18 protein-coding genes are annotated in these 23,638 nt (G+C 59.9%); 10 read left to right on the top strand and 8 right to left on the bottom strand.

Going from position 1 to position 23,638, the window contains the following annotated elements; all coding sequences use genetic code 11:
* Positions 1 to 92: 92 nt before the first annotated feature.
* The 4 genes from HSW_RS04770 to HSW_RS04755 all read left to right on the top strand — a co-directional run bounded on the left by HSW_RS04770 (position 93) and on the right by HSW_RS04755 (position 9,004).
* Entirely contained in the window at positions 93 to 3,320 is a 3,228-nt protein-coding gene (locus HSW_RS04770; protein ID WP_052346122.1) for an efflux RND transporter permease subunit, read from the top strand.
* A gap of 307 nt (positions 3,321 to 3,627) precedes the next feature.
* A complete protein-coding gene (locus tag HSW_RS04765; RefSeq protein ID WP_044001035.1) occupies positions 3,628 to 4,974 on the top strand; it encodes an SWIM zinc finger family protein in 1,347 nt (448 codons plus the stop codon).
* 54 nt (positions 4,975 to 5,028) lie between these two features.
* Complete coding sequence (locus tag HSW_RS04760) at positions 5,029 to 8,028, top strand: DUF6493 family protein (RefSeq protein WP_044001034.1); 3,000 nt, start codon at positions 5,029 to 5,031, stop codon at positions 8,026 to 8,028.
* 52 nt (positions 8,029 to 8,080) lie between these two features.
* On the top strand, positions 8,081 to 9,004 hold the full coding sequence (locus HSW_RS04755; protein WP_044001033.1) for an alpha/beta hydrolase: 924 nt from the start codon (positions 8,081 to 8,083) through the stop codon (positions 9,002 to 9,004).
* On the opposite strand, the gene HSW_RS04750 is transcribed toward HSW_RS04755, so the two are convergent.
* Entirely contained in the window at positions 9,001 to 9,306 is a 306-nt protein-coding gene (locus tag HSW_RS04750; RefSeq protein WP_044001032.1) for a hypothetical protein, read from the bottom strand. The two genes, HSW_RS04755 and HSW_RS04750, sit on opposite strands and share 4 nt — an antisense overlap.
* 200 nt (positions 9,307 to 9,506) lie before the next feature.
* On the opposite strand from HSW_RS04750, the gene HSW_RS04745 reads away from it, so the two are divergent.
* Positions 9,507 to 10,019, top strand: a complete 513-nt coding sequence (locus HSW_RS04745; protein WP_044001031.1) for a YMGG-like glycine zipper-containing protein — start codon at positions 9,507 to 9,509, stop codon at positions 10,017 to 10,019.
* A 98-nt stretch (positions 10,020 to 10,117) separates the two neighbouring features.
* Entirely contained in the window at positions 10,118 to 10,582 is a 465-nt protein-coding gene (locus tag HSW_RS04740; RefSeq protein WP_044001030.1) for a DUF4440 domain-containing protein, read from the top strand.
* A 74-nt stretch (positions 10,583 to 10,656) separates the two neighbouring features.
* On the opposite strand, the gene HSW_RS04735 is transcribed toward HSW_RS04740, so the two are convergent.
* The 3 genes from HSW_RS04735 to HSW_RS04725 form a co-directional block, all read right to left on the bottom strand.
* A complete protein-coding gene (locus HSW_RS04735; RefSeq protein WP_044001029.1) occupies positions 10,657 to 11,064 on the bottom strand; it encodes a DUF779 domain-containing protein in 408 nt (135 codons plus the stop codon).
* A gap of 39 nt (positions 11,065 to 11,103) precedes the next feature.
* On the bottom strand, positions 11,104 to 11,442 hold the full coding sequence (locus HSW_RS04730) for a hypothetical protein (protein WP_155832821.1): 339 nt from the start codon (positions 11,440 to 11,442) through the stop codon (positions 11,104 to 11,106).
* A 184-nt stretch (positions 11,443 to 11,626) separates the two neighbouring features.
* Positions 11,627 to 13,153, bottom strand: a complete 1,527-nt coding sequence (locus tag HSW_RS04725) for an aldehyde dehydrogenase family protein (protein WP_044001027.1) — start codon at positions 13,151 to 13,153, stop codon at positions 11,627 to 11,629.
* A gap of 274 nt (positions 13,154 to 13,427) precedes the next feature.
* Here HSW_RS04725 and HSW_RS04720 point away from each other — a divergent pair, with 274 nt between their 5' ends.
* Positions 13,428 to 14,348, top strand: a complete 921-nt coding sequence (locus HSW_RS04720; RefSeq protein WP_052346121.1) for an AraC family transcriptional regulator — start codon at positions 13,428 to 13,430, stop codon at positions 14,346 to 14,348.
* A 270-nt stretch (positions 14,349 to 14,618) separates the two neighbouring features.
* Positions 14,619 to 15,854, top strand: a complete 1,236-nt coding sequence (locus tag HSW_RS04715) for an MFS transporter (RefSeq protein ID WP_394332385.1) — start codon at positions 14,619 to 14,621, stop codon at positions 15,852 to 15,854.
* 28 nt (positions 15,855 to 15,882) lie between these two features.
* Here HSW_RS04715 and HSW_RS24100 read toward each other — a convergent pair whose 3' ends face one another.
* The 4 genes from HSW_RS24100 to HSW_RS04700 all read right to left on the bottom strand — a co-directional run bounded on the left by HSW_RS24100 (position 15,883) and on the right by HSW_RS04700 (position 20,351).
* Positions 15,883 to 16,485, bottom strand: coding sequence for a hypothetical protein (locus HSW_RS24100; RefSeq protein ID WP_155832820.1), 603 nt, complete (start codon positions 16,483 to 16,485; stop codon positions 15,883 to 15,885).
* 73 nt (positions 16,486 to 16,558) lie between these two features.
* Complete coding sequence (rfbD, locus tag HSW_RS04710) at positions 16,559 to 17,416, bottom strand: dTDP-4-dehydrorhamnose reductase (protein ID WP_044001026.1); 858 nt, start codon at positions 17,414 to 17,416, stop codon at positions 16,559 to 16,561.
* 189 nt (positions 17,417 to 17,605) lie between these two features.
* Positions 17,606 to 18,550, bottom strand: a complete 945-nt coding sequence (locus HSW_RS04705; protein ID WP_052346120.1) for a TIGR03915 family putative DNA repair protein — start codon at positions 18,548 to 18,550, stop codon at positions 17,606 to 17,608.
* Positions 18,551 to 19,082: 532 nt separating this feature from the next.
* On the bottom strand, positions 19,083 to 20,351 hold the full coding sequence (locus tag HSW_RS04700) for a putative DNA modification/repair radical SAM protein (protein ID WP_044001025.1): 1,269 nt from the start codon (positions 20,349 to 20,351) through the stop codon (positions 19,083 to 19,085).
* Positions 20,352 to 20,587: 236 nt separating this feature from the next.
* Here HSW_RS04700 and HSW_RS04695 point away from each other — a divergent pair, with 236 nt between their 5' ends.
* A complete protein-coding gene (locus HSW_RS04695) occupies positions 20,588 to 22,492 on the top strand; it encodes a BamA/TamA family outer membrane protein (RefSeq protein ID WP_052346119.1) in 1,905 nt (634 codons plus the stop codon).
* Between the two features lie 127 nt (positions 22,493 to 22,619).
* Entirely contained in the window at positions 22,620 to 23,459 is an 840-nt protein-coding gene (locus HSW_RS04690; RefSeq protein ID WP_044001024.1) for a CvfB family protein, read from the top strand.
* Positions 23,460 to 23,638: the final 179 nt, after the last annotated feature.

Below are 23,638 nucleotides of genomic sequence, written 5' to 3'. Positions count from 1 at the left end.
CGCTTTTTTCCTCAGCAGCGCCTAGCCAGCTTCCTTCTCCTTTCCGAACATCAGCTAACAGCCAGCAGCTATTAGCTAACAGCTATAAGAAAATGATTGCAGAAACCTTTATCCGGCGTCCCGTTACGGCCATTGTCACCTCCCTGGTGATTGTGCTGGTGGGCGTGCTGGCCATCCTGAATCTGCCCGTGGGGCAGTATCCGGAGATTACGCCGCCCACCGTATCCGTGAGCGGCACCTACACCGGGGCCGACGCTCAGACCGTGGAGCAGACCGTGGCCACACCCGTGGAAGTGCAGGTGAACGGCACACCCGGCATGACCTACCTGCAAAGCAACAGCACCAGCAACGGGCAGATGAGCATGACGGTGAACTTCGAAGTCGGCACCGACATCAACATTGCCGCCCTCGACGTGCAGAACCGGGTGGGCATTGCCCAGCCGACCCTGCCGCAGGAAGTACAGCGCCTGGGCCTGGTGGTACGCAAGCGGAACCCCAGCATTCTGATGCTGGTGGCCATGTACGCCCCCAAAGGCACCCACAACACCACCTTCCTCGACAACTACGCCAACGTGTTCGTGAAGGACGCCCTGCTGCGCACCAAGGGTGTGGGCGACATCGTGAGCCGCGCCGACGACTTCTCGATGCGCGTGTGGCTCAAGCCTGATAAGCTCAGCCAGCTCGGCGTAACGGCCCAGGAAGTCACGGCCGCCATTCAAGAGCAGAACGCCCAGATTGCGGCCGGCTCCATCGGCGCGCCCCCGGCCCAGACGGGCCAGACGTTTGAGTACATCGTGTTCGTGAAAGGCCGCCTGACCAACACCGAAGAGTTCGGCAACGTCATCGTGAAAACCCGTCCCGACGACGGCACTGTGGTGTACCTCAAGGACGTGGCGCGGCTGGAGCTGGGCAAGTTCAACTACGCCAACAACTCCTTCGTGGACGGCAAACGCTCGGCCTACCTGCTTGTGTACCAGGCCCCCGGCGCCAACGCCCTCGAAACCTACGAAAACGTGGTGGCGACCATGGATCAGCTCAAAAAGCAGTTCCCCGCCGACCTCGACTACGTGGTGCCGTTTGAGGCCGCCTCGGTGGTGAAAGTATCCATCGAGGAAGTGCTGCACACGCTGGTGGAAGCCCTGGTGCTGGTGATTATCGTGGTGTTCCTGTTCCTGCAGAGCTGGCGCTCCACGCTCATTCCGGTGCTAGCCATTCCGGTGTCCATCATCGGCACGTTCATCATGTTTATCCCGCTGGGCTTCACCATCAACACGCTCACCATGTTCGGCTTCGTGCTGGCCATTGGCATTGTGGTGGATGACGCCATTGTGGTAGTGGAAGCCGTGGAGCACAACATGAACGAGCGGGGCATGAGCCCCCTGGATGCCACGCTGGCCGCCATGCGCGAAATTTCGGCCCCGGTTATTGCCATTGCCCTGATTCTGGCGGCGGTGTTCGTGCCGGTGGGCTTCATTCCGGGCATCACCGGGCGGCTGTACCAGCAGTTCGCCATCACCATCGCCATTTCCGTGATTATCTCGGCTTTCGTGGCCTTGTCGCTCACGCCGGCTTTGTGCGTGCTGCTGCTCAAGCCCCACAAGCGCGACGAGAATTCCACGGGGCTCGACAAGCTCTTCTACAAGTTCAATACCTGGTTCGATAAGGTGACCAGCAAATACGGCCGGGGCGTGCAGCGCGGCATCAAGCACAGCCGCTTCGTGGTCGTGATTCTGGTCTGCATCATTGCCGGCACCGGGTTGCTGTTCGCCAAGAAGCCCGGCGGCTTCATTCCCACCGAGGACGAAGGCCGCATCATCATCACCTTCAACCTGCCCGAGGCCGCCTCTACCGAGCGCACCGTGAGTACGCTCAAGGGCATTATGAAGGAGCTGAGCGAGGTGAAGGGCATTCGGCACTACGCCGGCCTGGGCGGCCTGAACGCCGTCAACTTCTCTTCCAAATCGAACAGCGGCACCGTGTTCTGCCAGCTGCAGCCCTGGGAAGAGCGCGAGGACAAAGAGTTGCAGTTGCAGGGCCTGATTGCCACCATCCAGAAGCGCATGAGCCGCTTCAAGGAAGCCAACGTGGTGGTGATTTCGCCGCCGGCCATTCCGGGCCTGGGCAACACCGGCGGCTTCTCGTTCGTGCTCCAGGAACGTGAGGCGGGCGGCGACATCAAGAACTTCGACGCGCAGCTGCAGAACTTCCTCGGCGCCCTGCGCAAGCGGCCCGAAATCACCGGCGCCTTCTCGTTCTTCACCGCCAACACGCCCGGCTACGAGCTGACCATTGACCGCGAAAAGGCCAAGAAGCTGGGCGTATCCATCTCCGACATCGGCACTGCGCTGCGCACCTACCTGGGCTCGGCCTACGTGAACGACTTCACGGTGTACGGTCGCAACTTCCGCGTGGTAACCCAGGCCGACAGCATGTACCGCGGCGACATCAGCAACCTGGGCCAGTATTACGTGCGCAACAGCAGCGGCGGCATGGTACCCCTGAGCACACTTACCAGCTACAAGCGCAACGAGTCGGCCCCGCTTATCTCGCACTACAACCTGTTCCGCTCGGCCGAAATCAACGGCAACGCGGCCCCCGGCTACTCCTCCGGCGACGCCATCAAGGCCCTGCAGGAAACGGCGGCCCAGTCGTTGCCGGCCGGCTATGGCTTCGAGTTTTCGGGCCTGACCCGCGAGGAGCAGCTAGCCGGCGGGCAGACGGTGTACATCTTCGCCTTGTCGCTCACGTTCGTGTTCCTGTTCCTAGCGGCGTTGTATGAAAGCTGGTCGGTGCCTTTCTCGGTGCTGCTGGCCGTGCCGCTGGGCGCGTTCGGGGCCATCCTAGCGCTGATTTTCCTGCCCAAGCTCACCAACAACGTCTACGCCCAGATTGGCTTGATTACGCTGATCGGTTTGTCGGCCAAGAACGCCATTCTGATCATCGAGTTTGCCAAGGAGCGGGTAGATAAAGGCATGCCGCTGGTAGATGCCACGCTGGAGGCCGTGCGTCTGCGCCTGCGCCCTATCATCATGACCTCGCTGGCCTTTATTCTGGGCGTGCTGCCGCTGGTATTCGCCTCCGGGGCCGGCGCCCAAAGCCGCCAGACCATCGGCTGGACGGTGCTCGGTGGCATGATTTCGGCAACGCTGCTGGCCATCTTCATCGTGCCGGTGCTCTACGTGCTCATCACCCGCTTCGCCTACGGCAAAGAGAAACTAGCCGAGCTGGAAGCCAACTACAAACCCGACGAAGAACACGGCGGCCCCCAAGAAGCAGGCCCCGGCGAAGGTGACCATTCTGCCGCCCCGCAACCGGCGTAGTTCGGTTTGTTTTGCCTTTATGAAAGCCCCGACAGCCCCCGCTGCCGGGGCTTTTTCGTGCCCAGTTTAAAGAAACGTATTCGCGCCTCGGTGTTGAACGACCCGGCACCGCGCAGACACAACACATTTAGCAACTGTAAGACGCACAATACGCATCTCCACGGCCATTCCAGCGCACTTACTAGCCAAAATATTCAGCTAAATAATTTAGTTCACTGCAGAGCATATCGAATATGCTTTCTACTAATATAATTAGCACATGCCAAAATAATTCGCTTACTTGGCATCATAACCAACTGCCACTGTTATGACTGATTTTGCTTATGCTTACGCCCGGCCGTCGGCGCTGGAGGCTCGTCCGGAAGGAAATGCGCTGCTGTTATCGGCCTTTGCTGAAGACACTGTAGAGGCGGGCACAGCCTGCTTCTTTCAGGGCCGGCTGCGCGACTCCTGGCTGGCGGCGCGGGGCCTGAGTACGCTGGCCAAAGTGGTAGCGGCCCGCTTCGTACCCCAGAGCGCTGTGCTTCGCGACCCGATTGTAACGGCCGGGTCCGGCATGCTGCGGTTTGAAGCGTTTTCATCGTGCAATGGCGTGTACGCCCGCCTCGATTTGGGACCGGAGGCACTGGATGGCGAGTTTCTGCGCAGCGGCACTACCAACGTGGACTTCAACGAGCCGATGGTAAATGCCCTGGCCCGTATTTCGCGCACCGAGCCAGTGCTGTTATCGGTGGGTGAGCAGGAAGTGGTGCTGGAGCGGGCTGAGGGACGCGTGACGGAGCGCAAAGTGGCGCTGCCGGAGCGCTGGATCAAGGGACTGACCACCGTGCAGGGCTACCTGGCCCAGATGGAGGAAAAGCTGCGCCTCACGCGCCTGCAAGCTGTGCAGCTGGTGCAGAACCTGCCCGCCGGCATTGCCCGCACCGATTTTTTTCTGGTACTGCGCGGCCCCCGGCCCAGCTTTGCGCCAGTGGGCGGCCCCGGCGCGGTACGGGTGGGCGGCGTGCACAGGCTGCGGCTGCTGGAAGGGTTACTGCCGCTGTGTGAGACTCTGCGCGTATACGCTACTCCTGATGGGCAGGCAGCGGCTTTCGTGCTGGAACTGGGCGGCGGTCAGCAGTTTGTGCTGGCGCTGTCGGCGGATGCGTGGCGCGGGTTTTCGGGTGAGGGCAACCAGCTGGAAGCCCTGGTAGACGAGCTGCCCGCCGAGTGGGTGGCCGGGGCCAACGCCCTGTTCCGGGGCAATGAAACCTTTAACCCCACCCTGTTCGCCCTCGAAAACGGCCTTGCTCCCGACACCGTGGACCGGCTTTGCGCCAGCCTCTCGGCCATGGGCCTGCTGGGCTTCGATCTGACGGAGAACCACTTCTTCTACCGCCGCCTGCCCTTCAGAATGCAGCGTATCATCAGCCTGAATCCGCGCCTGAAGAATGCCCGCGCCCTGTTGGCAGCCGCTGATGATGTGCAGCTGGTGAGCGTGGGTCCCGGTGGCCTTACGGAGGCGCGGGTACGAGGCACCAGCGTATGGCACACGGTATTGGTGGGCGGCCCTGAACAACTCCGCTGCACCTGCCCCTGGTTTAGCGGCAACCAAGGCCAGCGCGGCCCCTGCAAGCATATTCTGGCCGCTCAGATGCGCTTCGTGAAGCAATAGCCCCCTGTACACAGCTGAATTGCGTGATGTTTAACACAAATTATCCGTCGGTTTATGACTACTCTTGAAACGTTCGAGCACATTGCCCGCCATGGTAAGGCGCAGGCAATGGTTGATTTTCTGCTCCGCCTCACTAAGCAGGAATTGCTGGCCATCCGGCCGAAAACGAAGGCTCTGTATCGTGAAATGAACAACTGGAACCTGGGCAACTCCCGGTTTCCGTTTGAGCGGGGGCCGCTGCTGTTTCTGGCCGGCGTGGCGTGCTACTCGCGCAAAGAGGCTGCTGCTCGCACCTTCGATCTGCCCTGGAATTTCCAACACCAACACCCGAAACACGACTACGGCCACTGGGAGCTGCTGCTGCAGCTGTTACAACACACCCGCCCGACGTGGCTTACTGATTGGCTGCTACGCGTTACGCGAAGCTCACCGTGGCAAGTTATCGGCTACTCCCGGCTGCGGCAATTAGCCGATGCCGGATTGGTTGAGTATGATGCGTGGCTGTTTGCGCAGTCCCTGGCGCAACAGCTGAACGCGTACAGCCGCAATACCCAACAGCAAAATCAGGAAACGACGGCAGACGTGCTACGCTTCCTGCAGACGGATGTCACCTTGCTGGAACGCGACCTGCCACTGTTGTTTGATTTCGATACTCCCGTCGATTCGGCCGCCATTTATCAGCAGAATGAGCCGCACGTTACTTGGTTGCTCCTGCTACCTCGGCTAGTGGAATCGGGCCATCTGGAGCGGGCAGATTTGCTCAACCGCTGCTTGTTGGCCCTGCGCCGCGACTTCCGGCGTCCCTTGCTGACGTGGTTCAAAAACCTCTTTCTGGCCCTTACGCCCACTCCTACCGAGTGCCTGGCCCGCCAGAATGAGGTGGTAGATTTACTGGCGCACCCCCTCCCGCTGGTAGTCAACTTTGCACTCGATCAACTTAAGCCCCTGTGGACTGAGCCTGAGTTTGCCGCCGCGCCCCTGTTGCTGTATGCCGAAGGCCTGCTGACCCGCCAGGACGTGAAAACCGGTTTGCGCACCTTGTTCAGCGGGTTTGAGAAGCTTCTGAAGCGCGACACGACGCTTGCTCCGCTTCTGGCCAGCCTCAGTACCACTGCCCTGGCCAATGCAGATGCCACCGTGCAGGAACGCGCGGCCAAATTGCTAAAAACTATTCTGGGCGCGAGAAAACCCCTGCTTTCTGCCGCAGCCACCGCCGACACGACCACCAACCTCTGCCTGTACGCCGACTTCCTGGCTCCCGCTGCCCGTATGCTGCTGCTACCGTATCTGCCCGGCGAGGAGGAAGACGTATCCTTGAGTGAAGCCGCCGTGTACGTGCCTCAGGCAGATTTTGTACCGGATATTTCTGCCGCCACGGCTATTGCGCCGGTGCGTGACTGGCATGAGCTGCTTTTCCTGACCGGTCAGGTATTACAGCACAATACTCCTGCCGATGTGGAACGCTGGCTTGATGGCCTGTTGCGCCTGCAAAGCGAGTTTCCCAAAGATTACGCCCGGCAGCTGCATCCGTACTTGGTTCAGGCATTGCCCTGGGCTCTGAAAAGCAAATCAGAAGACGAAACCTGGACCGGCCTGTTCAGCTATTCCTTTGGCAGCAACCACAATGGGCAACGCGAAATGCTGCTGGCTTTACTTATGAGCTGGTACCTGGGCTTTCCGCACCTCAAGGTAGCGGCAGTGCCTACGCACAACCAGCAGTACAGCCACTACGACCCATTGCTGCGGGTGGAGCAACAGCGGCTGGCGGCCGTGGAAGCCGCTTTACAAGCCGCAGGAACTCCTCTGCCTTTGCTGAGCACCCCCACGCATGCCCCCCACTGGGTAGCCCCCTCAGTGCTGATGCGCCGCCTACTTGCTTATGAAGACGCCGGCCAAGAGCCCAACCCCGCCGACCTGTGCCTGGCCCTGGCCCGTACGGCCGTTACGGCCCCCGAAGACGTAGCCGCCGCGCGTCGTCTGCTGCCCCTTTTTCACAACCCTGGCCTGTACCCCCTTCTTGAATCGTTTCTGGGCCCTTCGGCTCTTACGCTGCCGGCTTCAGTTGTTGCAGCAAAGACTATTGAGCGCAGCTTCACTGAGCGGTTAAGCAAACTCATTCCCTTTCTGCGCCGTCCCCCAGCCACAGAGCCGGCTGCCAGCCTCACCACGGCACTACCCTGGCTGTGGTCGGTGGCAGCGCGTACGCAGCAACCGGCTGCCACCCTCCCCGCCCTACGCTCCCTGGCCAATTATCCGGGCCTGGAGCACGCCTGGCAGCCTACCTGGGCTTTTGAGCGGAAGTCGCACACCTATTATCAAAAGTGGAACAAGGAGCGCCCCGTCGTAACTACTTCCTGGCAGGAGCTGGTTGTGTCGGGCAATAAGCCCGGTCTGCCGCTTCCCTCGGGCCTGTTGCTATACTCCTTGCATGCCAGCGAGACAAATGCCTACTCGCTCTGGACGCTGAACGCTGACCTTCCCTTTCTGCTCACCCTGCTCCCGAACAACGCTGACGCTCTTTACTGGCATCTGATTCGGATTGGCTGCCGCACCGATGATAAGGAGTCCAGCTCTCAGACGGCTCTACAAACCGTACTGCAGGGCCTGTTGGCTCCCGGCCCTGTACTCACGGAACCGGCTACCCTGCTGCTGGCATTGGGGCTCACGCACGGAGCGCCGGTATGTCGGGCGGTGGCCCTGGAGGCGCTACTGGCGGCAGTGGAAAACGGGCGGTTAGATTCGGCAACGCTAGGCGAAGCTCTGGGAAAACTTCTGGCCGCCGAATTTGTGCCCGTGCAGCGCCTTACTGATACCTTAGCCCAGGCCCGCGCCATCAGCCCGCGTACCGATGATGCGTTGCGCCAACTGCTGGAAGCAGTGCTGCCCCTGTTGCCAGCTACCCCTCTGCGCAACACCCGGAAGCTGGTTGAAGCGTACGCCGATGTACAGGGGCGCACCCGCCGGGCGGTGCCGGCACTGGTACAGCAGCAACTCCGCGACTGGAGTAGCTCTGCTACCCTGAAAAAGGCCGCCGGCACCTTGGCAGAGGCTTAACTTACGGCTGCACTTCGCGTATTTGCAGCCCGTATCATCTCACCTGTGCCGTATGAAAGCGTTGCTGTTCACGATTTTCCTCGGCTTTTCCTCTCCCGTGCTTCACGCCCAGCCTCAGCCCGTCATTCCGCTGTACGAAGGCCCCGTACCAAATGCCAGACCCAGCAACGAGCGGGAAGTAGTCGTCACCCAGGCCAATGGCAGCATCCGGGTTTCCAACGTCCTGCAGCCAACCCTCACCGTCTTCAGACCCGCCAAAGCCAACGGCACCGCTGTTATCATCTGTCCTGGCGGTGGCTACGCCCGGCTGGCCATAGACCACGAAGGCTACGACGTGGCCCGCCGCCTTAACGAGTGGGGTATTACCGCTTTCGTGCTGAAATACCGCCTCCCCAACTCCGAAACCCAGCTCGATAAAACCACCGCTCCGCTACTGGATGCGCAACAGGCCCTGCGGCTGGTGCGGCAGCGTAGTCAGGCATTCGGCCTGAACCCGACGCGTATCGGGCTGATGGGTTTCTCAGCGGGTGGACACCTGGCGGCTTGGGTTGGTGCTAGTCGCCGTGGAATACCCGGCTACCCGGCCGGTACCCTCAGCACCACTTCCGCCACCCCCGATTTTTTGGTGCTGCTTTATCCGGTTATCAGCTTCTCCGATAGTCTGGCGCACCTGGGTTCCCGCACCAATTTGCTGGGCGAGCGTCCCACAGCCGCGCAAATCCGGCTGTATTCCGCCGATGAGCAGGTTACGGCCCAAACGCCGCCCGTTTTCCTTCTGCATGCTCAGGACGATGAGGTAGTGAAGGTGCAGAACAGCCTGCGTTTCTATGAGGCTTGTCTACAACACAAAGTCCCGGTTGAAATGCACTTGTACCCGAAAGGCAGCCACGGATTCGGAATGCATAACCCCACCACCCCGGACCACTGGATGGACCGACTGCACAACTGGCTGGACGCAGGTGGCTGGCTGCGCTAGCTCAACTCCTCCCAAGTAGCTTCCCGGCCTGTCCACCATACTTCTGTGCCGGGTGGTACGAGGGCGGCTCCTTCCTGCGTAAGCAGCAGGGCGCGGGTTTCCGGCTCATTGGGGCGCGCTATTTCCTCTAGGCTGGCAACGGCCACCTGCTGCTCCAGCCCGGGATACTGCAACGTAATCCGCCAAGCGGTGTGCAGGTTGAATGGCCGGAGTTCCGGCACCTGGTTTTCGGGCAGCAGGAGTACGCCCAGTCCGGTCAGAAAAAAACTTTCCGCCACCCGAAATAAGAATTTTTCTTCCATCTTTTTCTCCTACGAAAAACGCCACTAATCAGGTGAATACAGGCTATTTTACATCGACTACCGTCTCACAGAAAGCCCCGTCGTCGTCGCTAGTGTTGAGCTAAACCCGGACCTGCCTCTGCCCGTATTGGCATGGTGCTTGTAAAACGAAGTTCAGGGCCACGACACAACCGGCCTACTGAACCTAACATTTCCTCGTTATGAAAAAGGTAAGTTTGCTTCTCGCTCTTGTGATGTTCTTTACCACCATTGCCAGCAGCTTTGCTCAGGACCGCAAGGTTAGCTCCAGTGCCAAAGGGGCCATTATTGGTGGTTTGGGTGGTGCCGCTGCCGGTGCCCTCATCAACAAAAAGAACCGCGTAGTAGGTGGTGCCGTAGGGGGTGCTGCTGGTGGAGTTATTGGGTATTCGGTGGGCCGCAACGCCGATAACAAGCGTCGCGCCGAAGCGGCCCGCGTAGCTGCCGCCCGTCAGGCCGAAGCTCGTCGTGCTGCCGCTTACCGCTCCGGTATTGCCCAAGGCCGCAGCCAGGCCGCTGCCCGCGCCGCCTCGGTAGCCGCCGCCCCGGCTGCTCCGGCCATGATGAGCAGCTTCTCGGCTCCCGGCGCTGCGCCGGCTACTTTAGCCATGAGCTCAGCCTATTTGCCTAATACCGCTTACGGTGCCCGCGACGAAGCCTATCCGACCTCGGAAGTGCGTCGGAAAAGCTGGTAGTCCGATTCGTTTCGCTTAGCTTCAAAGCCCAGGCCTCCGGGCCTGGGCTTTTTGTTCCTTACTTTCTCCCGTTCAGCCTCCACCTAACTCTTGTTTCCATGAAACCCATTTTTGGTTTTCTGCTCGCCGGTACGCTACTGGCTTCCTGCTCCGCACCCAAAGCCGATGAGGCTGCCGCTGTTGACGTGAAAACGCTTAACCAGCAGTTCATTGGTGCCTGGAATGCAAAAAATACTGCCCAGCTGGATACGCTGCTGGCTGATGATGTGCAGTACGCCCAGGGCGCCACGCGCTTCAATGGCAAATCGGAAGTAGCCGATAAGTGGGTACGCGCCACCATGGGCACCATTGCCGACCTGAAGCTGTACTCTACCTCTTCCGGTACCGATGCCAGCACGGCTTACGAAGCCGGCACGTTCTCCACGGAGGTAGTACCCGAAGGCCCCGGTCAGCCAACCGGCGAAGGAGAGGGAAACTTCATCCTGCTCTGGAAGAAAAACAAGAAAAATGCCTGGAAGCTCAGCTATGTGCAACTCGAAGGCCTGCCCGTGAAAGTGAAGTAGCTCCGGCCATCCTCTCTATACGCACAACGTCCCCGGCAACCTGGTTGCCGGGGACGTTGTGCGTTTGAGTCGTTTCAGGCCTCAGTGGCTTGCGGGTATTCCTCCCCATCATACACCGGGGCCATATTTTCTTCCTCTTCCTTGGTGAACAGCCGGGACCGAATGAGAAACCGGACGCCCAGCGGGATTTCCAGCGAGAAGCTGGCTCCCCGACCCTTCACCACGTCTACGGTAAGCTGGGTGTGTTTCCAGTAGGCAAATTGCGAGGCACTCATGAAAAAGTCGCAGCCGTAAATGCGGCCCAGCCACACATCGTTACTACCCACCCGGAATTCGCCTTTGGCGAAGCACATGGGCGAGGAACCGTCGCAGCAGCCGCCGCTCTGGTGAAACATGAGCGGGCCGTGCTCGTCGCGCAGCAGGTCGATGGTGGCCTCGGCGGCGGGCGTGACCAGCACGCGGGCAGTAAGTTCAGTGGACATGGGCGGGAGAAGGTTCAGGGCAGTAACTGACGGAACCGGTTAGTGCAATGGTTTGGGGGAGGCTCCTTTCTTAGGTGCGTAGGTGTACACGATGCCCGTGCGAAGGTCCTGCACCCGCAAGCGGTTCTTTTTCAGGTCGGCCATATTGTAGCGCACGTTGCGGAGCGGGTCGTAATAGATGATCCACTGGCCGCTGCTGTCCTTCATGCCGCCACGGGCGTCAATGTTGGGCATGGGCACCGGCTGGGGCTGATTAGGCGCGGCGTCGGGGCTGCTGTATAAAGGCTCCGTTTTGAGCAGCGTCCAGTCGGGGTTTTTGTGGCCGGGCAGCGGAAGCTTCTGAGCCGAAGCCGCATTGGCCCCGACGGCAAGCATCAACCCCGGCAGTAAGCAACGCAACAACGTTGTAATTCCCATATCGACAGCATGATAACCGACCATTCCAGAGATATACGCCGGCTAACCGAGGTTGCGCGAAACAGCAAATGGTGAGCTGCTTTTCCGGCGGCACAACTCGGGCCAGCGGAACCGCAACTCACCATCTGCCTCCTTCACGTATCTACTAAAAGAAACCCAGTTTCTGCTGGCTGTAGCTGATGAGCATGTTCTTGTTCTGGCGGTAGTGGCTCAGCATCATCTTGTGGTTCTCGCGGCCGAAACCGGATGCTTTGTAGCCACCAAAGGGCGCCCCGGCGGGGTAGTCGTGGTAGCAGTTCACCCACACGCGGCCAGCCTGAATGGCGCGGGGCACCTCATACAGCTCGTGCGCGTCGCGGGTCCAGACGCCGGCGCCAAGGCCATAGAGCGTGTCGTTGGCAATTTCCAGGGCTTCCTCCACCGTTTTGAAGGTGGTCACCGACAGCACCGGCCCGAAGATTTCCTCTTGGAAGATGCGCATTTTGTTGTGCCCCCGGAAAATGGTCGGCTGGATGTAGTAGCCCTCGGCCAGAGCCCCATCCTGCTGCGAGTAAGCCTCGCCGCCGCACAGCACCTCCGCCCCTTCGGCCTTCCCTATTTCCAGGTAGCTCAGGATTTTCTCGAACTGGTCGTTGCTGGCCTGAGCGCCCATCATGGTTTCCATATCCAGCGGGTTGCCCAGCTTAATGGCCTTCACCCGGGCAATTACCCGCTCAATGAACTCATCATAGATATCCTCCTGCACCAGCATGCGCGAGGGACAGGTGCAGATTTCGCCCTGATTTAGGGCAAACATGGCCGCGCCTTCCAGGGCCTTGTCGAGGAAGTCGTCGTCGGCATCCATCACCGATTTGAAGAAGATGTTCGGCGACTTGCCGCCCAGCTCCATCGTCACCGGAATCAGGTTTTCGGCGGCGTACTGCATGATCAGGCGGCCTGTGGTGGTTTCGCCAGTGAAGGACGCCTTCTGAATGCGCGGCGACGAGGCCAGCGGCTTGCCGGCTTCTAGCCCGAAGCCATTCACCACGTTGAGCACGCCCCCGGGCAGCACGTCCTGAATCAGCTCCATCAGTACCATAATAGAAGCAGGCGTCTGCTCGGCGGGCTTCATCACCACGCAGCAGCCGGCAGCCAGGGCCGGGGCCAGCTTCCAGGTAGCCATCAGCAGCGGGAAGTTCCAGGGAATAATCTGGCCCACCACGCCCAGCGGCTCCTGAATATTGAGCGACAAGGTGGTGGCGTTCAGCTCAGTGGCGGAGCCTTCCTCGGCCCGGATGACGCTGGCGAAGTAGCGAAAATGGTCCACGCACAGCGGCAAATCGGCCAGGGTGGTTTCGCGGATGGGCTTGCCGTTTTCCACGCACTCCACAGCGGCCAGGTGCGGGAGGTTTTGCTCGATGATGTCGGCAATTTTAAGCAGCATATTGCTGCGCTCCGTGGCCGAGGTTTTTTTCCAGGTTTTAAAGGCTTCGTGGGCCGCGTCGAGGGCCAGGTCAATATCCTCCTTCGAGCTACGGGCTACTTTGCAGAACGCCTGCCCGTCGATGGGCGAAATATTCTCGAAATACTGCCCTTTCACCGGGGCTACCCACTTGCCCCCGATGAAGTTATCGTAGTGGGATTTGAATTTGGGGCGTTCAACGAGCGTGGTGGGTTTTTCGAGCGTTTCCATTCGGGAGTAGAATTGGTGGGTTAATTCAATACTCCAAGCTAAGGGCCGATTACGGCGAAACAGGTATCTTATCGTCGCAATAAAAGCCACCTATTCTCGCAAAATGTAAGCACTCACTCACCTCATTCTGCAACTCTCCCCTGACTCAGCGGGTTGTAGAAAGGTTACCAAGTGGGCCGGAGGTTGAGTTTTGCTCCGCCGGTTTTTAGCTTTAGCTGTTTCTCCCACCCGTCGGGGCCCTTGCGGGCACCGGCGCCATATGCCTTCCTAGCTTATGCCGCATCTGCCCGCTCCCGTCGCCCTGCGCCCGCCCCAACAGCTGACCACACTGGTCGAAAACCGCACGGTGTACGCGCTGGATGCCTTCGAGCTGAACGTGTTTGAAACCCACCAGACGGCCCACCAGGTGCCCCTGAACATGGGCCACGTGGTGCTTACCACCATGCTGCGCGGCAAAAAGGTGATGCACTTGCCCGGCCAGCCCGCCTTTGAGTACCTACCCGGCGAGTCGGTGATTGTGGGCGAAAACGAAACGATGGTTATCGACTTCCCTGAGGCCGATGAGCAGCACCCCACCCAGTGTTTGGCCGTGGCCATCCCCACCGATACCATCCGCCAAACCGTGGATTTGCTGAATGAGGAGCAGCCCCGTTCCGAAGCTCACCTCCCCTGGCACCTTGATACCCTGGACCACGCCCACTTCCAGAACACGCCCGAACTCACCAGTACCCTGGAGCGCTTGGTGCAGCTTTCCCGCGACACGGGCCGGGTAAAGGATGTACTGGCAGGCTTCACCATTCAGGAAATGCTGGTGCGCCTGATGCAGACCCAGGCCCGGCAGCTGCTGTTTCATAACTACCAGCAGCACGCCACCTCCCACCGGTTTGCGGCGGTGGTGCAGTACATCAAGCAGCACCTCACGGAGCAGATTACCGTGGAGAAGCTCTCGGAGCTGGCCTGCATGAGCAAGGCCACTTTCTTCCGCGTGTTTAAGCGCGAGCTGGGCCTCACGCCGGTGGAATTCATCATTCAGGAGCGCATAGCCGAGGCCAAGCGCCTGTTGCGCAACCCCTTGAGTAAAGTAGCCGACGTCTGCTTCCGGGCCGGCTTCAACAATACGGCCTATTTCCAGAAGCTCTTCAAGCAGTACGAAGGCGTGACGCCCGGCATGTACAAGCGCCAGTTACTGGGGTGAGAGCATGAACGGCTGTCATTGCGAGCAACGCGAAGCAATCCTTCCTTTTCGAAGCGCAAACAGTAACCCTGCAAAAAGCCTCTGATACCAACATGGCCGTCAGAGGCTTTCTGTTTCTTCGAGGTCTATCACTTTGGAGAGGAAGGATTGCTTCGCGCTGCTTGCAACTCACTCACTCACTCACTCCCGCCGTAACCTTCCGGCGTGTTTATCGGTTTCTGCTGTTCGTACTTATGCCGCCGCACGATTTGTCCGGCGGCTTTTGCTTGCATGACAGACCTGAGTGGAGGGGCGCAGCCAGTGGTAGCGGCGCCAAAAGTACCGGCCCGCATGGCTCCCAGGCTGGTGTGGCTAATGGCCGTGACCTGTGGCCTGGTAGTGGCCAACATCTACTACAACCAGCCGCTGCTGGCCGAAATCGGGCGCACGTTTGGGCTGTCGGAAAGCCGTGCGAGCCTGGTGGCTACTATTACACAGGTTGGCTACACCCTGGGCCTGCTGTTGGTGGTGCCGCTGGGCGACAAACGGGAGAGAAAAAGCCTGACGCTGGGGCTGCTGCTGTGCTCGGCCGCCTGCATGGCCGTAGCCGCGCTGGCCCCTTCGTTCGGGATGCTGGCGGCGGCCAGTCTGCTTATCGGACTGTTTTCGGCGGTGCCGCAGCTGCTCATTCCCATGGCCGCCTCCCTGGCCGCCGACGAAGAGCGGGGGCGGGTAGTGGGCCGGGTAATGAGCGGCTTGCTGATTGGTGTGCTCCTCTCCCGCACCATCAGTGGCTACGTGGGGGCGCATTTCGGGTGGCGCACCATGTTCTGGGTGGGTGCGGGTGTGATGGTGGCACTCACCGCCGTGCTGGCCCGGATGCTGCCGCGCAACCAGCCGCAGTACGCGGGCAGCTATGGCAGTCTGCTTCGCTCCCTGGGCACGCTGGTGCGGGAACTGCCGGTGCTACGCCGCTCGGCTCTGGTGGGCGCGTGCATGTTCGGGGGCTTCAGCGCGTTCTGGACCACGCTGGTGTTCTTCCTGGAAAGCCCGGCCTACCGTTACGGAGCCGAAGTGGCCGGTTTGTTCGGACTCATCGGGGCTACCGGGGCCTTCGCCGCGTCCTTCGCCGGCAAATCAGCCGACCGCAAAGGAGCCGATTACGCCCTGAACCTCGGGATTCTGCTGTTTCTGGGGGCTTACGTGCTGCTGGGCTTCGGCGGCACTTACCTGCTGGGGCTCATTGCCGGCGTAGTGGTGCTGGATGTGGGCCAGCAGATGACCCATATTTCCAACCAGACGCGCATTTTCAGCCTCCGCCCCGAAGCCCGCAGCCGCCTCAACACCGTGTACATGACGGCCTGTTTTATCGGGGCCTCCGCCGGCTCCTTCCTCGGCGGCCTCGCCTGGGACCATTTTCAGTGGATGGGCGTCTGCTCCGTGGGCCTGGCGCTGGTGGTGCTGGCGTATCTGGCGAATCGGTTTTATGGGCGAAGTGAAACAGTAAAAAAACCTCCTATCAAATGATAAGCAGCATACTCAGTGAGGTAGCTACTTATTGGTGCTTATGTGCTTGACCGACCCAATGCCAGCCGAAATGCACGATGATGCAGGATTCGCCTTGCTCCGTCACACTTAGATGATAGGGCTTATTAGCTACCCAAGTAGCCGCCTCCTCAAATTCTTCAGGAGAGAATGACCCCAATCGAGGATACGCTTGCCAGTTGAGCGTTTCAATTCCAGGTAGGGCTAAGTATTCTGCGGGTAACGGAATGTCTTCTGCTGCAACAAAGTAGTTTTCATAAAATAGCGTACGCTCATTCACGGCAACCATGAGTCGAGATTCACAGAAGTCTTCAGCAGTTGGCTCGTACAACCAAATAGCTAAGTAGAAATCAGAATACCTTCTCCTTAACTGCGCTTGCCAATAAGGGAAGGTGCATAAGAAACGCTTTACCCAAAGGGCGCGGAACTCCGGCTTCTGGGGCACTTTATTACAGTTGGCCCAGGGGTCAGCAATTACTTTGTGATAGGTTTGTTGAAAGCGTGTGAGCCATTCCAAACTTCCTAGCCCCATTTCGCTTGGCTTCTTAGCTCGCTGCCGCAAGTTTCGGAAGTGGCGTCTTAAACCACGAATCCGGGTGCGCTTCCATTTCATATAAGCCTCGATAACATAATTGCCCTAATCATAAAAATGCACTATCAAATGTGATAGGCATTATAGCCTAGCTTTACTCCGCCAACCGCCCCATACACACCTTCAAACTCTCGCGCCAGTGCGGAATGGCAAGGCCCAGGGCAGTTTTTGCCTTGGTTTTATCCATCACCGAGAAGGTCGGGCGGGTGGCTTTGGTGGGGTACTCGGCGGTGCGGATGGGTACGGTGCGGGTGGGCAGGCCGCCCAGCTCGAAAATAGCCACCGCGAAATCGTACCAAGACGTCACGCCCTCGTTGCTGTAGTGGTAGATGCCGTAGGCGGTGCTGCCGGTCTGGATGATGTGGAGCAGGGCCCCGGCCAGATCAATAGCGTAAGTGGGGGTGCCCAGCTGGTCCCAGATGACGCGCATTTCTTCCCGCTCCTTACCGAAGCGCAGCATCGTTTTCACGAAGTTGCCGGCATACTCGGAGTACAGCCAGCTGGTGCGCAGGATGAAATACTGGCTGGTATGCGGCGGAATCACCTGTTCGCCTTCCAGCTTGGTGAGGCCATACACGCTGATGGGCTCGGCCGCGTCGGTTTCCAGCAGGGGCTCGTTGCCGGTGCCAGCAAACACGAAATCGGTGGAAACGTGTAGCAGCGTGGTGCCAAACTCGCCGCAGAGGCGGGCCAGGTTTTCCACCCCGTCGCGGTTTACGCGGCGGGCTATGTCCACCTCTTCCTCGGCCTTATCCACAGCCGTGTAGGCGGCACAGTTGATAATGTAGGCCGGCTGGTGTTCGGCAAAAACTCCCCGCAGCGTGTCGGTGTTGAGAATGTTGGCCTGCTCCTCGGGCAGGAACACAATGTTGGAGATGCTGCGCTGCTGCGCTACCAGTTGCAGGCACTGACCCAACTGGCCGGCTCCACCAAAAACAAGAATTGAACCCATAGAATAAGCGGAAGAAGTCCCAGCTGTCATCCTGAACATATGGCGAAGGACCTTATCCCGCTTGCTTGGTTTGCGCTAAAATGACTTCATTCAAGCACAAACTGTTCAGGCGAAATAAAGCCCTTCACTCCCCTCAGGATGACAGGCGGAAACGGTACGGCTGCAAATTACGGCTTTCCCGCCTCCCTCCTACTCCTTTTCGATGGGCGATGCCGCCAGTGCGGGGCCACCAGGTTGCACGGGGCGCTTGTTCTGGATGGGTTGGAAGGGCTGAGTGCGGGGCTGTTTTTCGCTCAGATACTTCCAGTAGCGCAGCGGCATGTGGCGGCGGTGCAGCTTCAGGTTTTTGCGCTCTGGAATGTTCACATGGTCGAAATAGGCCTGCCAGAGCACCTGAAACAGGGGTTCCCGCTCATCCAGTACCGTGGCCGACACGCCCGCGTGCCGGCGCGGCGCGGCCTCATTGTCGAACTGCACAATGTCGGTGCGGTGCAGGTCATAGTAGAGTCCGTAATGGCGGCGCTGGTCGTAGATTAGCCAGCGCTGGTCGGCGTAGCGCTTGGTGAAGTGCGCGGCAATGAGCGGCAGCACATCGAAATCGGGCTCAATGGTGGCGTGAAACAGGCCGTCTCGGGTTTTCTCGAAGCGCACGAAGGCCTCCATGCGGTGCTTTTCGCGGTACATCTGCTGAGCCACGCGCTGCACCCGGCGTACGTTGTCGTCGGCGTAATGCTCCGAGATGTCGCGGCCGGTACGCATGGCCAGATCGGTGTACCGGAAAATAAGCAGTTCCCGGTCGGGCTGCTCGCTCAGAAACGTGTGAAACAACCGGGTGCGCGCTTCCTTATCCAAATACCGCAGCAAACCATCCCACACCCGGGCCGCCGTGGCTTCATTAGTACTGATTTCCACCGGCTGCGCAAACAGCCCGCCCTGTACCGCACCCAGCGGCTGGATGCTGTTAGGTGCCGCCTTCCGGTCATAAATAGAAAACAGCACCGTCAACAGCCCCTCAAACGTGCCATCGTAGGCGTAATCGAGGGGCGGATTTCTGAGGACCGGAGCCGGCCGCCGGGTTTGCGCAGCAGCGGCAATAGTCGGCAACGATGACGCGGAAAAACGGGAAACGGCCATGCTTAGAACTGTTTTGCAAAGAACCCTTAGAACGTCATTCCGAACTGGCCGAGGAATCTCGCGTGCTGACGTCGCCAAACTATTCCAACGACCACCGCTCCGTAGCCCAGGGTTTAAACCCTAGGCTAGTGAAACAACGGCAACCGAGCTAGGCTCCTAGGCTTTGTTTGGAATAACGTTTCGAGGTTTGGGTACCGCTATAACATCAGCACGCGAGATTCCTCGGCCAGCTTGGAATGACGTGCGGCTGGGTTTCAGGCAGCCTCCGACGATTGGGCGGCTTTGCTTACCGAACGGCGTGCCACCTCGCGGTGCATCTGCTGGACCATAGGCAACAAATCAGCCAGTCTGCAGCAGCAGGCCACGCGGGCAACTTTCAGGGGCGACGGATGGGAAGCGGCGGCGGAAGAAGCCGACGCGGCGGCAGCGCGATGTGACACGGTCATGGCAGTTTGGTTTTCAGTTGCCAGTTGTGAGTTAAGAGTTGCCAGCACGATACTGGCAACTCTTAACTCACAACTGGCAACGCATTTCAGGAGGCTTGAGCAAAAAGGTCTAACTGTTGGGTAACCAAGGCGGAGCGGACGGAACCGGCCCCAAACAAAATCTGGCGGCGAATGGTCTGCTCGTCGTAGTCACGCGTTGAGAGGGCCTGCCCCCGGCAGGTGAGGAAGAACTTGGCCCGCTTGAGCACCACCCCAAACTTGTGCAGATGGTCGAGGCTGAGCGGACCGAAGCGGCGGGCGGCCACGATTCGTTTGGCCGAGCGTGAACCCACGCCGGGAATCCGTAAAATCATCTCGTAATCGGCCGTATTCACGTCCACCGGGAATACGTGGCGGTTGCGCAGGGCCCAGGCCAGCTTGGGGTCGATTTCCAGATCAAGGAACGGGTGCGTGGGGTCCAGGATTTCATCGGCCTGAAAGCCGTAGAAGCGCATGAGCCAGTCGGTTTGGTAGAGGCGGTGCTCCCGGATAAGGGGCGGCTGCGTCACTTGGGGCAGGCGGGCATCGTCGGTGATGGGGATGTAGCCGGAGTAGTACACCCGCTTGAGGCCGTAGCCCTTGTAGAGCGAGTCACTCAGGTTGATGATTTGCAGGTCGTTTTCCTGCGACGCGCCCACGATGAGTTGGGTGCTTTGGCCGGCGGTGGCAAATTGCGGCACCTTCTTGAACAGTGCCTTCTCCTCCTTATTCTGGGTGATGCCGTCCCGGATCTGGGCCATCGGCGTCAGAATTTCGGCGTAGTTTTTCTCAGGGGCCAGATTTTGCAGCGCCATTTCCGAAGGCAGCTCGATGTTCACGCTGAGGCGGTCAGCATACAGGCCGGCCTCCTGAATCAGCTCCTCCGACGCACCCGGAATGGCCTTTACATGAATGTAGCCATTGAAGCGGTGCTCGGTGCGCAGCTTTTTGATGATGCGTACCAGCCGCTCCATTGTGTAATCGGGCGAGGAAAAGATGCCGCTGCTCAGGAACAGGCCCTCAATGTAGTTGCGGCGGTAAAAATTCATGGTCAGATCCACCACCTCGTCCACCGTGAAAGCAGCGCGCTTCACGTCGTTGGAGCGGCGCGATACGCAGTAGGCGCAGTCGAAAATGCAATGGTTGGTGAGCAGAATCTTGAGCAGACTCACGCAGCGGCCATCCTCGGTGTAGCTGTGGCAGATACCCATACCCTCAGCATTGCCCAGGCCTTTATCCACGTTTTTGCGCTTGCCGCCGCTGCTGGAGCACGATACATCGTACTTCGCGGCGTCTGCCAAAATACTTAGCTTCTCCTGAATGCGCTGGTCGTTCATAGGGTGCTTTCTCGGCTTAAAAATAGAAGCTTACACTTCAAAAGACAACAGATTATAAGACTAATTTTTTTAGAATTGTTCCCGCGTCGCAACTTATAGTTTGCGGCCTGCGGGTGCCTTATTACTAACGAGACAGGGAAACCAGCCCGCCGGATTACCGGAACCGGACTTAGCGCCGGAAACCAGCAAATGCTCCTATTGCGTTGTAACTTGCCTGCCTTGGCTTGGTCTGCTATATGAAGTATCTGTGGTGGTTTGGAGGATTGCTGTGGTGGTTGAGCGGCGTGGCCCCGGCCACCGCCCAGACCCCGCGTGCTTCCCTGCCCGATACGGCCCGCACGGCCGGCGTCCGGCCCGATTCCCTGCGCCGCCGCTTTGACCAGGAACGGATGCTGAAGGGGCTGAAGGCGTACACCAAGCGCAAGACCATTGCCGGCAAGGCGGCCTCGGCCTTGTTCAATTTCACGGAGCGGCGCGAGGACCAGGCTGGTCTGGATGCCACGCTGCTGGACCGGCAGTTCGACCGCCACAACTATAAAATCGTGCGGCGCATCAATATCCGCACGCTGGATGCCTTCGGGTTCAGCATTTCCGACTCGACCAGGGTGCCGCGCAATATTCTGGAGAAGGCCGGCAACACGTTCCACATCAAAACCACCAAGGCCCGGGTGCGGCAGGTGCTACTGTTCCGGGAGGGCGACGAGCTGGAGCCGCAGGACCTGGCCGAATCGGAGCGTTTGCTGCGCCAGACGGCGGAGCTGCTGGATGCGCGCGTGTTCGTGAATGAGCGCACCAGCACCCCCGACAGCGTGGACGTGCAGGTGATTACCAAGGATATTTTCAGCATCAGCGGCTCGTTTCAGCTGCGCGACGTGCAGGCGGGCGTAATCGGGCTACGCGACGTGAACTTCCTGGGCCAGGGCCACCAGCTGCGCAACCGCCTGGAGTACGGCCGCCGCGACGAAGGCCCCGGAGCCCGCCCCTTCCGCTACGACGGCAGCTACCTGGTACCGTTTCGCAGCTTCTTCTACGGGCAGGCCCGCTACCGGGAGGAAACCCGCAACCGGGAAGCCAACGTGCGCCTGAGCCGCGACTTTTACTCCATCAACACCCGCTACGCCGGGGCCCTGAGCTACGATTACGCGGACCGGCTGGTGGCTATTGCGGGCAGTGGCGGCGTGGAAGACCCCTACATTTTCCGCGACCTGCGCTACAACGTGCAGGATGCCTGGCTGGGCCGCGCCCTACGCCCCAAAAGCTACGACCTAGGCTACGAAAGCCCCGGCCGCATGATTGTTGCGGGTCGCGTCATCCGGACCAGCTACGACCGGAAGCCCACTACCGACTACCAGAACGCCAGTCTGTTGCTGGGCACCTTCGGGTACAGCGTGCGGCGGTATTATAAGGATAAGTACCTGTTCGGCTTCGGGCGCACCGAGGACATTCCGACGGGTACGCTGGCCAGCCTGACTACCGGCTACGAGTTCAACGAGCTGGAAAACCGCCGCTACTACGGCTTCCGGCTGGCCTACGCCGGCTACCACCCCCAGCGTGGCTACCTGTACCTGAACGGCGAATTTGGCTCTTACCTGCGCGGGCGCGGCAACGACTGGCAGCAGGGCCTGGTGAGCGGGGAGCTGCTGTACTTCACGCGCCTCTACCACACCGGCAACTACCAGTGGCGGCATTTTCTGTGGCAGCGCAACAGTCTGGGCCTCAACCGCCGGCCTGGCGAGCAACCGCTGGGTATTGACGGGGAGCGGGGCCTGCGCGGCTTCCAGCCTAATGGCCTGCTCACGGGCACCAGCCGCGTGACGCTCAACTACGAGGCTACCGTGTTTACGCCCGTCTCGTTTCTGGGCTTCCGGATGGCGGCCGTGGCCTTTGCCGACGTGGCCTGGCTGAACGCCCGCACCCTCAATCGCGTGCTGCCCTTCCACGAGGCGCCCTACACCGGCTTCGGCCTGGGTCTGCGCTTCCGCAACGAGTACGCGGCCCTGCGCACCTTCCAGATTACGTTCGGCTTCTACCCGCGCGGTATGACCTCACCCAACGGCATCCGCATCTTCGAAAACTCCCGCGCCTACTACGACTTCTCCGATTTCAGCTTCGGCCAGCCGGGGATTATTCAGTATCGGTAAGGGATAGAAGTCAGATTTACTCTGCCGGCCTTGGATACTCCCCGACCACGCCTGATTGCGTAGCTTTGCGGCCCGGCGGTGGTCCCGGCCGGCTGATTTCTGACGTTTCCTTTTTTGCCCTTTTCCCATGAATCTTGGTGATTTCAACGAGCTGGAAGTAGCCCGCGAGGTAGATTTCGGGATGTACCTGACCTCCGATGACGGCGACCTGCTGCTGCCGCGCAAGTACATTGCCCCGGGTACCCGCGTGGGCGACGTGGTGCGCGTGTTTGTGTACCGCGACTCGGAGGACCGTCTCATTGCCACCAACCTGGAGCCCTTCGTGCTGGTGGGCCAGTTTGCCACCCTCACCGTGCGCGACGTCTCCACCACCGGGGCTTTCCTTGATTGGGGCCTGGAAAAGGACCTGCTGCTGCCCTACCGCAACCAGCGCCGCAACCTGCGCCCCGGCGAGCGGGTCACCATCTTCGCCTACCTCGATGAAACCTCCGACCGCATCGTGGCCTCGGCCAAGTGGGAATGGTTTCTCAGCGACCAGCCCTTTGCCGGCAAAGCCGGCGACCCGGCCGAGCTGTTCGTGGCCGAGGAAACCGACCTGGGCTATAAAGTCATTGTCGATGGCACCCACCAGGGCATTCTGTACCACAATGAGGTATTCAAGCCGCTGCGCCTCGGGGATGTGCATTCCGGCTTTATCAAGCAGGTGCGCCCCGATGGCAAGCTGGATCTGAGCCTCCAGCGCCAGGGCTACGATGAGGCCCTAGCCGCCTCCGAAACCCTGCTCACCTTCCTGCGCCAGGCCCCCAACGGCCTGCTCCCACTCGGCGACAAAAGTGAGCCCGACGACATTTACCGCCGTCTGGGCATGAGCAAGAAAGTCTTCAAAAAGGCCCTGGGCACCCTCTACAAGCAGGGCCTGGTGCAGCTCGCCCCCGAACACACCCAGCTGCTGAACGCCGCCGAGTAGCTGTAAAGAGGCGTATTCGCGTCTCGTTGTTGAACGACCGGCACTGCGCCCGGTATGCAACGTCAGCAACGACGCGCCGCGAATACGCGTCTCTACACCAGGCTGGCAGCAGCCCGCAGGCAACGTGACGGGGGTATTGCGCATCTGATTTGCGGGGCAGGCGGCAGTTTGGTGCGCCG

The organism is Hymenobacter swuensis DY53 (genome assembly GCF_000576555.1).
In the GTDB taxonomy this organism is placed as follows: Bacteria; Bacteroidota; Bacteroidia; order Cytophagales; family Hymenobacteraceae; genus Hymenobacter; species Hymenobacter swuensis.
The sequence above is the reverse complement of the archived record's forward strand: the minus strand, read 5'-3'. Positions and strand labels throughout refer to the sequence as shown.

What these genes read in the sequence shown, in the direction of transcription:
- HSW_RS04740 (WP_044001030.1), top strand. Translation starts at nt 10,118, where the DNA reads ATGAAACCCATTTTTGGTTTTCTGCTCGCCGGTACGCTACTGGCTTCC.
- HSW_RS04700 (WP_044001025.1), bottom strand. Translation starts at nt 20,351, where the DNA reads ATGAACGACCAGCGCATTCAGGAGAAGCTAAGTATTTTGGCAGACGCC.
- HSW_RS04735 (WP_044001029.1), bottom strand. Translation starts at nt 11,064, where the DNA reads ATGTCCACTGAACTTACTGCCCGCGTGCTGGTCACGCCCGCCGCCGAG.
- HSW_RS04705 (WP_052346120.1), bottom strand. Translation starts at nt 18,550, where the DNA reads ATGGCCGTTTCCCGTTTTTCCGCGTCATCGTTGCCGACTATTGCCGCT.
- HSW_RS04750 (WP_044001032.1), bottom strand. Translation starts at nt 9,306, where the DNA reads ATGGAAGAAAAATTCTTATTTCGGGTGGCGGAAAGTTTTTTTCTGACC.
- HSW_RS04760 (WP_044001034.1), top strand. Translation starts at nt 5,029, where the DNA reads ATGACTACTCTTGAAACGTTCGAGCACATTGCCCGCCATGGTAAGGCG.
- HSW_RS04695 (WP_052346119.1), top strand. Translation starts at nt 20,588, where the DNA reads ATGAAGTATCTGTGGTGGTTTGGAGGATTGCTGTGGTGGTTGAGCGGC.
- rfbD (WP_044001026.1), bottom strand. Translation starts at nt 17,416, where the DNA reads ATGGGTTCAATTCTTGTTTTTGGTGGAGCCGGCCAGTTGGGTCAGTGC.
- HSW_RS04690 (WP_044001024.1), top strand. Translation starts at nt 22,620, where the DNA reads ATGAATCTTGGTGATTTCAACGAGCTGGAAGTAGCCCGCGAGGTAGAT.
- HSW_RS04755 (WP_044001033.1), top strand. Translation starts at nt 8,081, where the DNA reads ATGAAAGCGTTGCTGTTCACGATTTTCCTCGGCTTTTCCTCTCCCGTG.
- HSW_RS04765 (WP_044001035.1), top strand. Translation starts at nt 3,628, where the DNA reads ATGACTGATTTTGCTTATGCTTACGCCCGGCCGTCGGCGCTGGAGGCT.
- HSW_RS04720 (WP_052346121.1), top strand. Translation starts at nt 13,428, where the DNA reads ATGCCGCATCTGCCCGCTCCCGTCGCCCTGCGCCCGCCCCAACAGCTG.
- HSW_RS04725 (WP_044001027.1), bottom strand. Translation starts at nt 13,153, where the DNA reads ATGGAAACGCTCGAAAAACCCACCACGCTCGTTGAACGCCCCAAATTC.
- HSW_RS24100 (WP_155832820.1), bottom strand. Translation starts at nt 16,485, where the DNA reads ATGAAATGGAAGCGCACCCGGATTCGTGGTTTAAGACGCCACTTCCGA.
- HSW_RS04745 (WP_044001031.1), top strand. Translation starts at nt 9,507, where the DNA reads ATGAAAAAGGTAAGTTTGCTTCTCGCTCTTGTGATGTTCTTTACCACC.
- HSW_RS04715 (WP_394332385.1), top strand. Translation starts at nt 14,619, where the DNA reads ATGACAGACCTGAGTGGAGGGGCGCAGCCAGTGGTAGCGGCGCCAAAA.
- HSW_RS04770 (WP_052346122.1), top strand. Translation starts at nt 93, where the DNA reads ATGATTGCAGAAACCTTTATCCGGCGTCCCGTTACGGCCATTGTCACC.